Source organism: Enterobacter sp. UPMP2060, from assembly GCF_053709655.1.
Genome location: NZ_JBSKJQ010000009.1, coordinates 54461 through 67116, shown reverse-complemented (window position 1 = coordinate 67116; position 12656 = coordinate 54461). Strand labels below are relative to the sequence as shown.

The following is a 12656-nucleotide window of genomic DNA, read 5'->3' as shown; positions in this document are numbered from 1 at the left end:
TGCTGGCTGAAAATGTACTCCCTGGACGCTTTTGTGAACACCGCAAGCAGAAAAGTCTGCTTGAGTTGCGCCCGGGATCAAACCCGACGGGCGAATAAGGGAGTACAATAGCGCTATATCTGCTGTTCCACAGGAAAGTCCATGGCTGTTATTCAAGATATTATCGCGGCGCTCTGGCAACACGACTTTGCCGCGCTGGCGGATCCTCACGTCGTCGGTATCGTTTACCTCGTGATGTTCGCAACTCTGTTTCTGGAAAATGGATTACTGCCAGCCTCTTTTTTACCCGGTGACAGCCTGCTTTTACTTGCCGGGGCGTTAATCGGGAAAGGCGTCATGGACTTCACGCCAACGATGGTTATTCTCACCTCCGCAGCCAGCCTGGGCTGCTGGCTGAGCTATCTGCAGGGCCGCTGGCTCGGGAATACCCGCGTCGTGAAAGGCTGGCTGGCGCAGTTACCGCATAAATATCATCAGCGTGCGACCTGCATGTTCGACAGGCACGGCCTGCTGGCACTGTTGGCGGGGCGTTTCCTCGCGTTTGTTCGCACGCTTCTGCCAACGATGGCGGGCATTTCCGGTCTGTCAAACCGCCGCTTTCAGTTCTTCAACTGGCTCAGCGCCCTGCTGTGGGTGGGTGTGGTCACCACGCTCGGCTACGCGCTGAATATGATCCCCTTTGTGAAACACCATGAAGATCAGGTGATGACCTTCCTGATGGTGCTGCCGATGTTCCTGCTGGTGGCAGGACTGGTGGGAACCATCGCGGTAGTGATTAAGAAGAAGTACTGCAGCGCCTGATCCCCTCACCCTGACCCTCTCCCCATAGGGGAGAGGGGAAAAGCTTAAGCTCCCTGCATGGTTCGGATGCGTGATGCATCCTCTCCCGGCGTGACGCCGAAATAGCGCTTAAACTCCCGACTGAACTGCGACGCACTTTCGTAACCCACCCGCATCGCCGCCGCGCTGGCCTTCATGCCGTCGTGGATCATCAGCATCCGCGCCTTATGCAGCCGGTAGGTTTTAAGGTACTGCAGCGGCGAGGTGCTGGTTACCGACTTGAAGTTATGGTGAAACGCCGAGACGCTCATGTTCGCTTCCGCCGCCAGCTGGTCGACGCTGAGGTTTTCCGTGTACTGGCTTTCGATACGCTTGAGCACGCGGCTTATCAGGCTGAAGTGGGTCTGTCGGCTCACCAGAGCCAGTAACGCCCCGCCGCCCGGACCCAGCAGCACATGGTAGAGAATTTCGCGGACGATCTGTTTGCCCAGAATACGCGCGTCCAGCGGCCTTTCCATCACGTCCAGCAGACGCTCAATGGCGCAGAGGATATCTTCCGACAGCGTCGCCGAGTTAATCCCGCTCGACGCCATAGACGGCTGGAAGAATTCGTCTTCGCCAATATCCATCAGCAGCTCCTGCAGCTGAAGAATATCGACGTTGACGCGAATACCGGCCAGCGGAACGGCCTCTGTCGCGAAGGTTTCACATTCGAAGGGTAAAGGTACCGTCAGGAGCAGATATTCATTGGTGTCGTAGCGGAACACGCGCTCGTTGATATAGCCAATTTTATGGCCCGAGAAGAGAAAAACGATGCCCGGCTGGTACATGACCGGCGTGCGCGTCCCGGGCTGCGTGCCATAAAGCAGGCGAATGTCAGGAAGCAGGCCACTGACGCCATTTTCGTTATCTATCAGTCTCTTAATCTGCGCAGTGAGCTGATGGCAGATCGCTTCACGGTTCATATTACGTTACTCCGGGTACGGTTTCCGACGTTGACAGTGTGCGTCGTTTTCCGCGCTTTCTCCAGCGCTCTGTAGAAATGGGCAAGACATCGGCAGGAATGTGCATTGAGAGGATAGCCCCGGACAGACACAATGTGCAGCATCAGGTCGCCCTCTGCGCCACCACGGTTTTTCACCCACTAAAGGGAACGAGCAATGAACAACTTTAATCTTCACACCCCAACCCGCATTCTGTTTGGTAAAGACGCTATCGCCGATCTGCGCGCGCAGATCCCCGCTGACGCCCGCGTACTGATCACCTACGGTGGCGGCAGCGTGAAAAAAACCGGCGTGCTGGATCAGGTTTACAGCGCCCTGGACGGTCTGGACGTGCGTGAGTTCGGCGGCATCGAGCCAAATCCGTCTTACGAAACGCTAATGAACGCGGTGAAAATTGCCCGCGAAGAAAATATCACCTTCCTGCTGGCCGTCGGCGGCGGCTCCGTGCTGGACGGCACCAAGTTCATCGCGGCGGCAGCGCACTACGCTGACGGCATCGATCCGTGGCACATTCTGGAAACCCGCGGCAGCGACATTAAAAGCGCCATCCCGATGGGCTCCGTGCTGACCCTGCCGGCCACCGGCTCTGAATCCAACAAGGGCGCGGTGATCTCCCGTAAAACGACCGGCGACAAACAGGCCTTTATGAACGAACACGTTCAGCCTGTGTTCGCGATCCTGGATCCGGTTTACACCTACACCCTGCCTGCGCGTCAGGTGGCGAACGGCGTGGTCGATGCCTTTGTTCATACCGTTGAGCAGTACGTCACGTATCCGGTAGATGCCAAAATTCAGGATCGATTCGCGGAAGGCATTCTGCTGACGCTCGTCGAAGAAGGTCCGAAAGCGCTGAAAGAGCCGGAAAACTACGACGTTCGTGCCAACGTCATGTGGGCGGCAACGCAGGCGCTGAACGGCCTGATCGGGGCTGGCGTGCCGCAGGACTGGGCAACCCATATGCTGGGCCACGAGCTGACGGCGATGCACGGTCTGGACCACGCTCAGACGCTGGCCGTTGTGCTGCCTGCGCTGTGGAACGAAAAACGGGATACCAAGCGTGCCAAACTGCTGCAGTACGCCGAGCGCGTGTGGAACATCACCGAGGGTTCTGACGATGCGCGTATTGATGCCGCCATCGAAGCGACCCGAAGCTTCTTTGAAGGTCTGGGCGTGCCAACGCGTCTGTCCGGCTACGGCCTGGACGGCAGCTCCATCCCTGCCCTGCTGGCGAAACTCGAAGAGCACGGCATGACCCACCTGGGCGAGCACGGCGATATTACGCTCGACGTGAGCCGTCGCATCTACGAAGCGGCACGCTAAGCGTTTTTGCCCTCCCGACTTTCGTTTTTTGACATTTCGTCCAGACTTAATGCACAACCCATCGCCGGAGGAACCCTCCGGCGATGCGCACCTGAAGGAGGAAAAATGGCAAACCAAACCGTAATCAAGCTGCAGGACGGCAACGTGATGCCCCAGTTGGGGCTAGGTGTATGGAAAGCCGGTAACGACGAGGTCGTCTCCGCCATTCATAAAGCCCTGGAAGTCGGCTATCGGTCCATTGATACCGCCGCCGCATATAAAAACGAGGACGGCGTGGGTAAGGCACTGGCCAGCGCTGGCGTCCCCCGCGATGAGTTATTCATCACCACGAAACTGTGGAACGACGATCAAAAACGTCCCCGCGAAGCGCTGGAGGAGAGCCTGGAGAAACTCCAGCTCGATTTCGTCGATCTCTGGCTGATGCACTGGCCGGTTCCGGCTATCGATCACTACGTTGATGCCTGGAAAGGGATGATTGAACTGCAGAAAGAGGGGCTGGTGAAAAGCATCGGCGTCTGTAATTTCCAGGTTCATCACCTGCAGCGGCTGATTGACGAAACGGGCGTTGCGCCAGTGATTAACCAGATCGAGCTGCACCCGCTGATGCAGCAGCGCCAGCTACACGCCTGGAACGCTACGCATAAAATCCAGACCGAGTCCTGGAGCCCGCTGGCGCAGGGCGGCGAAGGGGTGTTTGATCAAAAGATTATCCGTGAGCTGGCGGATAAATACGGTAAAACCCCGGCGCAAATCGTCATTCGCTGGCATCTGGACAACGGCCTGGTGGTCATCCCGAAATCGGTCACGCCATCGCGCATCGCCGAGAACTTCGACGTCTGGGATTTCCGTCTGGACAAAGACGAGCTGGGTGAGATTGCGAAGCTGGATAAGGGTAAACGTTTAGGCCCGGACCCGGACCAGTTTGGCGGGTAATCGCGTAAAAAAGCCGGGTGGCGGCTTCGCCTTACCCGGCCTACGTGTCGAAATAAAAACCCCGGCTCGCCGGGGTTTTTATTTACGCTTTGCGCTTCACGGGCTTCTTCACACTCGAATTACCATTCGAACGCTGATGCACAATCGGCGTGTGCTTGGTCAGCGCCGGGCGCGTATTGCGGTTCTGGCGACGCGCTTCGCGCATCTCATCCAGCGTCGGGGCCGGTACCAGGCAGTCGCGGCGCGAGCCGATCAGGTGTTTTTTACCCATCTCTTCCAGAGCCTGACGGATCAGCGGCCAGTTTTTCGGATCGTGGTAGCGCAGCAGCGCTTTATGCAGACGGCGCTGTTTATCCCCTTTCGGCACCACCACCTCTTCACTCTTGTAGCCAATCTTACTCAGCGGGTTCTTGCCGGTGTAATACATGGTCGTCGAGTTGGCGAGCGGTGACGGATAGAAGTTCTGCACCTGATCCAGGCGGAAGCGACGCTGCTTCAGCCACAGCGCCAGGTTCACCATGTCCTCATCGCGCGTGCCCGGGTGGGCGGAGATGAAGTATGGGATCAGATACTGCTCTTTACCCGCCTGCTTTGAATAGGTATCGAACAGCTCTTTAAAGCGATCGTAGCTGCCCATGCCCGGCTTCATCATTTTCGACAGCGGGCCTTCCTCGGTGTGCTCCGGCGCAATCTTCAGATAGCCGCCGACGTGGTGCGTTGCCAGCTCTTTGATGTAGCGCGGATCTTCCACGGCGATGTCGTAACGTACCCCGGACGCGATCAGGATCTTCTTGATGCCCTTCAGGTCGCGCGCGCGGCGGTAGAGGTTGATCGTCGGCTCATGGTTGGTGTCCATATGCTCGCAAATGCTCGGATAGACGCAGGAGAGGCGACGGCAGGTTTGCTCCGCGCGCGGCGACTTGCAGCGCAGCATGTACATGTTCGCGGTTGGGCCGCCAAGGTCGGAAATCACGCCGGTAAAGCCCGGCACCGAGTCGCGAATCGCTTCGATCTCATTGATGATCGAATCTTCAGAGCGGCTCTGGATAATACGCCCTTCGTGTTCGGTAATGGAGCAGAACGAACAGCCGCCGAAGCAGCCGCGCATGATGTTGATCGAGAAGCGGATCATCTCATACGCCGGGATACGGGCGTTACCGTACGCCGGGTGCGGCACGCGCTTGTACGGCAGCGCAAAGACGCTGTCCATCTCTTCGGTGGAGAGCGGGATCGCCGGCGGGTTGATCCAGATAAAGCGCTCGCCGTGCTTCTGCATCAGCGCGCGGGCGCAGCCCGGGTTGGTTTCATGGTGCAGAATACGGGACGCGTGCGCGTAGAGCACCTTGTCGGCTTTCACCTTCTCGTAGGACGGCAGCAGCACGTAGGTCTTTTCCCACGGTTTCGGGCGCGGCGGCTGCACAACGATAGCCTTCGCTTCCGCTTTTTTCGGCTCAACCGGCTTGTTATCGGCACACGGCAGGTCTTCGCCATACGGGTGCGGGATCGGGTCGATTTTGCCCGGCATATCAATGATGCGGGAATCCACCCCGCTCCAGCCCGGCAGCGCCTCTTTCACCATAATGGCGGTATTGCGCACGTCGCGGATGCTGCTCACCGGCTCACCCTGCGACAGACGGTGCGCCACTTCCACCAGCGGACGCTCGCCGTTACCGTAAATCAGCATGTCGGCTTTGGAATCCACCAGCACCGAGCGGCGAACGGTATCTGACCAGTAGTCGTAGTGCGCGGTGCGGCGCAGGCTCGCCTCGATGCCGCCCAGGATCACCGGGACGTCTTTCCAGGCTTCTTTACAGCGCTGGGTATAGACCAGGGTCGCGCGGTCGGGGCGTTTACCCGCCACGTTATCCGGCGTGTAGGCGTCGTCATGGCGCAGCTTGCGGTCGGCGGTATAGCGGTTGATCATCGAGTCCATGTTGCCTGCGGTGACGCCGAAGAACAGGTTCGGTTTACCCAGACGCATAAAGTCGTCTTTGCTGTTCCAGTCAGGCTGGGAGATGATCCCCACGCGGAAGCCCTGCGCCTCAAGCATACGGCCACAGATGGCCATACCGAAGCTCGGATGGTCAACGTAGGCATCGCCCGTGACCAGAATGATGTCGCAGCTGTCCCAGCCCAGTTGGTCCATCTCTTCCCGGGACATCGGCAGGAATGGCGCCGGTCCAAAGCAGGCCGCCCAGTACTGGGGCCAGGAGAAGAGGTCACGATCCGGCTGGATCAGGGAAATTGCGCTCATAATGCTTCCGAAGAAAAAATAGACAAAAGGAGCGGGATTATACGCTGTTCATCCGCCAGATTTGAAGAAAAGGATGCAGGAAGCAGGCAGATATTCGTGGAAGTCGTTAAAATACCGCGCCCTGATAATTTTGAATCATAATATTCACTATATTTTCCGGTGAGTTGCCCCGGAACGTGTTATTGCGCGGAGCTCTGTCGTGAAGCCCAACGATTCGTTACATGTATCCCAGCTGCGGGTTGTCCTTCACCTCTGCGGTTTTCTGGTTCTGCTGTACAGCCTTTCCATGCTGCCGCCGATGGTGATCGCCCTGCTGAATAAAGAGCGGACCTACTTTGCCTTCCTGACCACCTTTTTAACCTTTTTTACTCTCGGAGGGCTAACCTGGCGGGCAACCCGTCACGCCGGCATACAGCTTCGCACCCGCGACGGGTTTGTGATTATCGTGCTGTTCTGGCTGCTGTTTTCATTCATTAGCGCCATGCCGCTCTGGATGGATGACGGGCTACAGCTCTCCTTTGCCGACGCGCTCTTTGAAGGGGTTTCCGGGATCACCACCACCGGGGCAACGGTCATCGGGGACGTCAGCGCCCTGCCTAAGTCGTACCTTTATTACCGCGCTCAGCTGAATTTTATCGGCGGGTTAGGCGTCATCGTGCTGGCCGTCGCGGTCCTGCCGCTGCTGGGCATCGGCGGCATGAAGCTCTATCAGTCAGAGATGCCGGGGCCGTTCAAGGAGGAGCGTCTGACTCCCCGCCTTGCCGATACCGCGCGGACGCTGTGGGTGACCTACTTCGCGCTGGGCGTGGCCTGCACCCTGGCCTACTGGCTGGCGGGAATGTCATTTTTTGACGCCCTCTGTCACGGGCTGTCGACCGTGTCGTTGGGCGGGTTCTCCACCCGCAGCGAGAGCATTGGGTTTTATGACAGCCACGCGATTGAGCTGGTCGCCGGGGCGTTTTCATTGCTCTCCGCGTTCAACTTCACCCTCTGGTACGTCGCCATTGTCAGACGCACCCTGAAACCGATTCGCCGCAGCCCGGAGGTTAAATTCTTTCTGACCGCCGCCGCGGTGATTATTGTCATCACCGCCTGGCAGGTCTGGCATGCCGGGATGTACAACGCCACGGATAGCCTGGTGCACGCCTTCTTCCTTGCCAGTTCGATGATGACCGATAACGGCCTTTCGACAGCCGACTATGCCCAATGGCCCGCACACACCATCTTCCTGCTGTTGAGCGCCAGCTTTTTTGGCGGCTGCGTAGGCTCGACCTGCGGCGGGATCAAAGCCCTGCGTTTTCTCATTATGTTCAAGCAGAGTATTCAGGAGATGAACCAGCTGGCGCATCCGAGAGCGCTGCTGAGCATTAAGGTGGGCAAAAGCGTGGTGAATGAACGCGTCCTGCGCTCGGTATGGAGCTTCTTTTTTCTCTACGTGATGATCACGGGCTTTTTTGTCTGGTCGCTCAACCTGATGGGCTACGACCTGTTTACCGCATTCGCAACGGTTGCCGCCTGCATCAACAACATGGGGCTGGGGTTTGGCGAGACGGCGTCGACGTTCGGCACGTTAACCGAGGGGGCAAAACTGCTGATGTGCGCGGCGATGATCCTAGGGCGTCTGGAAATTTACCCGGTGCTGATTCTGTTCTCGCGCTTTTTCTGGCGGGCATAAACCATTCCCGGCGAACCGGGAATGTTGGGGTTAAGGTGCGGGATTGATCAGCATCTGCCCCACGGAGCCCCTGTCCATCATCTCCAGCGTCTGGCTGTGGAACAGGAACGGGAAGTGCGGCCACGAAGGCTGACCGTAATAGACAAGCAGTTCAACCTGGCCGTCCACCCAGACGGTATCTTTCCAGCCGCGATCTTCCGGGAACGGCATCGCACCGTTGACGTTGCGGATCAGGAATGCCACCCCTTCAATATGGAACGACTGCGGCATATCTGAACGGACCGTCCAGCGCTCCCAGGTGCCCTGCTGCGCGGTAATGTCGATGCGGTTGACGTCCCACAGTGCGCCGTTGATGCCCGGATCGTCGCCCAGGCTGATATCACGGCTACGCACCGGCGAGCCGCTCATGATCTCCTGCGGCAGCAGGCGCATTGGCAGGCTATCGGTCACCAGCGGCAGCAGACCGGTCGGGCGCAGGGTCAGCACCAGGGTCGAGACAAGAATGCTCGACGGTTCAAAGAATCCGCGAATGCGGTCCACAATGCTGGCCGCTTCACCGCAGGTGACAGACACTTCATCCCCATTGGTCATATCAATGAGAACCTCGCGACGTTCGCCCGGCGAGAGCGCCAGCTGTTTGACGGAAACCGGCGCCGGTAAAAAGCCCTGGTCGCCGGAGATCACGTGCAGCGGACGGCCATCGCTCATTTGCAGCTGATAGCGGCGCGAGTTAGACGCGTTGAGCAGACGCAGGCGCACCCAGCCGCGCGAAACTTCCACATACGGGCTTTGCGCGCCGTTGACCAGCAGCGTATCGCCGACAAAGCCACCGCTGCCCGGCTCGCTGTATTCCGGCGTACCGAAATTATCCAGACGTTTGTCCTGGATGATAATCGGGAAATCATCCACGCCGTAGTGGTTCGGGATCGGCAGGGATTTGCTCACCTCATCTTCCACCAGCCACATTCCGGCCAGGCCATTATAAACCTGCTGCGCCGTGCGGTTAGGCGTGTTGGCGTGATACCACAGGGTGGCCGCGCTCTGGCGAATCGGCAACACCGGCGCCCAGTCGGCGCTGGGTGACATCATTCGCGCCGCGCCGCCAATTAACGGGCCAGGCACCTGTAGGCCGCTGATGGTCATGGCGACATTTTCAGGGGTACGGTTACTGTAGATGAGCTTTACGTCATCGCCATTCCACACGCGTATGGTCGGCCCAAGGTAACGTCCGTTAATGCCCCAGACCGGCGCGCGCGTCCCCTGGGTAAAGGACCAGTGGCTACGCTGCAGCGTCAGGAAAAGCGGCTGACCGCGACGGGATTCAATTAATGGCGGAATGGGCAGCGGCTGCTGCTGCCCGGCGGCGCTGGCTGTCAGCGGCATCGCACCCGCACAAAGGGCGATCCCGGAAGCCTGAATAAACTGACGCCGACTGAGTGACATATAAGCTCCATCTGAAACGACTAACAACGCGGGAATTCGTTTTCCCTTCAACGCCGGATTAAATCTTACCGGCGGCTTCTCTCTCTGCGACTTCTTTGTCGAGCTGCGCAATATGCTGAGCCATCAGCTCACGGCAGTGCGCTGCCAGCTCGCGCACCTGGTCTTTACCGTATTTGCTGGTATCGACGGGTGGCAGCATTTCGACAATCACCAGCCCGTTATTCAGGCGGTTAAGATTAATCTTATTCGAAGTATTGGAAACGCACACAGGAATAATTGGAACACCTGCCGCAATTGCGGCATGAAACGCCCCGGTTTTAAACGGCAGCAGGCCGCGGCCGCGGCTGCGCGTTCCTTCCGGGAACATCCAGATTGAGATTCTGCGCTTTTTAAAATGATTGACCACTTCCGCAATGGTGCTGTGCGCTTTCGCACGGTTGTTACGGTCGATAAGCAGGTTACCGGTCAGCCAGTACAGCTGGCCAAAAAACGGGATCCACAGCAGGCTTTTTTTCCCCACCGTCACGGTCGGTGGAAGCACGATATTTGCGGCGGTCACCATATCGTAATTGTTCTGATGGTTGGCGATATAGATGGCGTTACCGAAATTCTCCGCCCCTTCAGGCAGACGTTTTTCAACCTTCAGACCAAACAGCGGCGCAAGGCGACCGAACATATGGCCGAAGGTGGCAACATGCTTAGGATTACGCGGACTGAACAGGCAATAGATGCAGCCGAAAATACAGACCAGAATGCAGTAGATAACGGTAAGAATAAGACGAACAATATATAGCATAGCGACCTCTGAAGCCCCAACAGCTGACAATTATACTTCACCTGTGGCCAGGTAAGGACTTTATTACGAGCGCGTATTGTTAATCGCAACGCACGAATTAACAACGATTTTACGGGAAATTTTATTGAAACTCCCCCTCCGGGCAGAGGGGGATATCACGACATTACTCTTCGCTGTCACCCGCGGTGCTGCGTGCAGGAGAGTCAATCTCCACGCGGTCGATGCGCTGCAGGCCGCGCATCAGCGAGCCGCGGCGACCGCGCTCACCCACCACTTTCTGCAGCTCTTCCGGACGAAGCTTGATCTTACGCTTGCCGACGTGAATGGTCAGCGTGCTCTGCGGCGGCAGGAGGAAGAGGTGCGCCAGGCCATCTTCGCCTTTCGCGGCTTCCGCCGACGGGATGTTGATGATCTTGTTGCCCTTGCCTTTCGACAGCTCCGGCAGATCGCTGACCGGGAACATCAGCATACGTCCGGCGGTGGTGATCGCCAGCAGCATGTCGCTTTCGTTCTCGATCACCAGCGGCGCCATCACGTGGGCGTTGTCCGGCAGGCTAATCAGCGCCTTACCGGCACGGTTACGGGAGACCAGGTCGTTAAAGGTACAGATAAAGCCGTAGCCCGCATCGGAGGCCAGCAGCAGCTTCTGGTCATCGGCTTCCATCAGCATATGGTCAACCGTCGCCCCCGGCGGCAGCGTCAGCTTGCCGGTGAGCGGCTCGCCCTGCCCGCGCGCGGAAGGCAGCGTAATCGGGTCGATGGCGTAGCTGCGGCCGGTGGAGTCGATAAACGCCACCGGCTGGTTGCTCTTGCCTTTCACCGCCGCTTTGAAGCTGTCGCCCGCTTTGTAGCTCAGCCCCGGCGCGTCGATATCGTGGCCTTTGGCGCTACGCACCCAGCCGCTCTGCGACAGAACAATGGTCACCGGCTCGGACGGCTGCATGTCGTGCTCGTTCATGGCCTTCGCTTCTTCGCGCTCGTGCAGCGGAGAACGACGGTCGTCGCCGAAGGCGTCTGCATCGGCCTGCAGCTCTTTCTTCAGCAGGGTGTTCATCTTGCGCTCGGACGCGAGGATCGCCTGCAGCTGATCGCGCTCTTTTTCCAGCTCGTTCTGCTCGCCGCGGATCTTCATCTCTTCCAGTTTGGCGAGATGGCGCAGCTTCAGTTCGAGGATCGCTTCGGCCTGGGTTTCGCTGATGCCAAAGCGCGACATCAGCGCCGGCTTCGGTTCGTCCTCGGTACGGATGATCTCAATCACTTCGTCGATATTGAGGAACGCCACCAGCAAACCTTCGAGGATATGCAGGCGCTTAAGCACTTTCTCCAGACGATGGTTCAGACGACGGCGGACCGTATCGCGGCGGAACGTCAGCCATTCGGTGAGGATCTCCAGCAGGTTTTTCACCGCCGGGCGTCCGTCGAGGCCAATCATGTTCAGGTTGATGCGGTAGCTTTTTTCCAGATCGGTGGTGGCGAACAGGTGGTTCATCACCTGCTCCATGTCCACGCGGTTGGAGCGCGGCACGATCACCAGACGGGTCGGGTTCTCGTGATCCGATTCGTCGCGCAGGTCGTCCACCATCGGCAGCTTTTTATTGCGCATCTGGGAGGCGATCTGCTCCAGCACTTTGGCACCGGAAACCTGGTGCGGCAGCGCGGTGATCACCACGGCGCCGTCCTCTTTATTCCACACCGCGCGCATGCGCACGGAGCCGCGACCGTTCTGGTAGATTTTGCGGATTTCCGCGCGCGAGGTGATGATCTCGGCTTCGGTCGGGAAATCTGGCCCCTGCACGATATCCAGCAGCTCGTCGAGCGTCGCTTTCGGCTGCTCAATCAGGGTAATAGCGGCTTTCGCCACTTCACGCAGGTTGTGCGGCGGAATGTCCGTCGCCATACCGACCGCGATACCGGTGGTACCGTTCAGCAGGATGTTCGGCAGACGCGCAGGCAGCATCTTCGGCTCCTGCATCGTACCGTCGAAGTTCGGCACCCAGTCAACGGTTCCCTGACCCAGCTCGCCCAGCAGCACTTCGGCATATTTAGAGAGGCGGGATTCGGTATAACGCATCGCCGCGAAGGATTTCGGATCGTCCGGCGCCCCCCAGTTCCCCTGCCCGTCCACCAGCGGATAGCGGTAAGAGAACGGCTGCGCCATCAGCACCATCGCTTCATAACAGGCGCTGTCGCCGTGCGGATGGTATTTACCCAGTACGTCACCGACGGTACGGGCGGATTTCTTGAACTTGGCGGTGGCGTTCAGCCCCAGTTCGGACATCGCATACACGATGCGGCGCTGAACGGGCTTCAGGCCATCCCCGATAAACGGCAACGCCCTGTCCATGATGACGTACATGGAGTAGTTCAGGTAGGCGTTTTCCGTGAATTCATGTAGCGCGAGGCGCTCTGCCATATCGCTCATTACGTGTGATTCCTCAACTCAGAAACCGA

General features: G+C 58.4%; 9 protein-coding genes. 4 read left to right on the top strand and 5 right to left on the bottom strand.

The features are described 5' to 3' along the window. Positions 1-141: 141 nt before the first annotated feature. Positions 142-801, top strand: a complete 660-nt coding sequence (gene yghB, locus ACWKXN_RS16895) for a DedA family general envelope maintenance protein YghB (RefSeq protein ID WP_023309176.1) — start codon at positions 142-144, stop codon at positions 799-801. A 44-nt stretch (positions 802-845) separates the two neighbouring features. On the opposite strand, the gene ACWKXN_RS16890 is transcribed toward yghB, so the two are convergent. After that, on the bottom strand, positions 846-1745 hold the full coding sequence (locus ACWKXN_RS16890; protein WP_454544053.1) for an AraC family transcriptional regulator: 900 nt from the start codon (positions 1743-1745) through the stop codon (positions 846-848). A 195-nt stretch (positions 1746-1940) separates the two neighbouring features. Here ACWKXN_RS16890 and yqhD point away from each other — a divergent pair, with 195 nt between their 5' ends. Next, positions 1941-3104, top strand: coding sequence for an alcohol dehydrogenase (gene yqhD / locus ACWKXN_RS16885; RefSeq protein ID WP_033146646.1), 1164 nt, complete (start codon positions 1941-1943; stop codon positions 3102-3104). A gap of 105 nt (positions 3105-3209) precedes the next feature. Continuing rightward, positions 3210-4037 (top strand): 2,5-didehydrogluconate reductase DkgA, encoded by an 828-nt coding sequence (dkgA, locus tag ACWKXN_RS16880; RefSeq protein WP_033146647.1) that lies wholly within the window; start codon positions 3210-3212, stop codon positions 4035-4037. Positions 4038-4119: 82 nt separating this feature from the next. On the opposite strand, the gene ACWKXN_RS16875 is transcribed toward dkgA, so the two are convergent. Continuing rightward, positions 4120-6291: a YgiQ family radical SAM protein gene (locus ACWKXN_RS16875; RefSeq protein ID WP_045356051.1), complete on the bottom strand. Its 2172-nt coding sequence runs from the start codon at positions 6289-6291 to the stop codon at positions 4120-4122. Between the two features lie 199 nt (positions 6292-6490). On the opposite strand from ACWKXN_RS16875, the gene ACWKXN_RS16870 reads away from it, so the two are divergent. After that, positions 6491-7966 carry a TrkH family potassium uptake protein gene (locus ACWKXN_RS16870; protein ID WP_454544052.1) on the top strand — a complete coding sequence of 492 codons (1476 nt, stop codon included), beginning with the start codon at positions 6491-6493 and terminating at the stop codon, positions 7964-7966. Between the two features lie 30 nt (positions 7967-7996). On the opposite strand, the gene ftsP is transcribed toward ACWKXN_RS16870, so the two are convergent. The 3 genes from ftsP to parC form a co-directional block, all read right to left on the bottom strand. Next, on the bottom strand, positions 7997-9409 hold the full coding sequence (ftsP, locus tag ACWKXN_RS16865; protein ID WP_023309186.1) for a cell division protein FtsP: 1413 nt from the start codon (positions 9407-9409) through the stop codon (positions 7997-7999). A 58-nt stretch (positions 9410-9467) separates the two neighbouring features. Beyond that, a complete protein-coding gene (gene plsC / locus ACWKXN_RS16860; RefSeq protein ID WP_023333413.1) occupies positions 9468-10205 on the bottom strand; it encodes a 1-acylglycerol-3-phosphate O-acyltransferase in 738 nt (245 codons plus the stop codon). Positions 10206-10368: 163 nt separating this feature from the next. Beyond that, on the bottom strand, positions 10369-12627 hold the full coding sequence (gene parC, locus ACWKXN_RS16855; RefSeq protein ID WP_029740706.1) for a DNA topoisomerase IV subunit A: 2259 nt from the start codon (positions 12625-12627) through the stop codon (positions 10369-10371). Between the last annotated feature and the right edge of the window lie 29 nt (positions 12628-12656).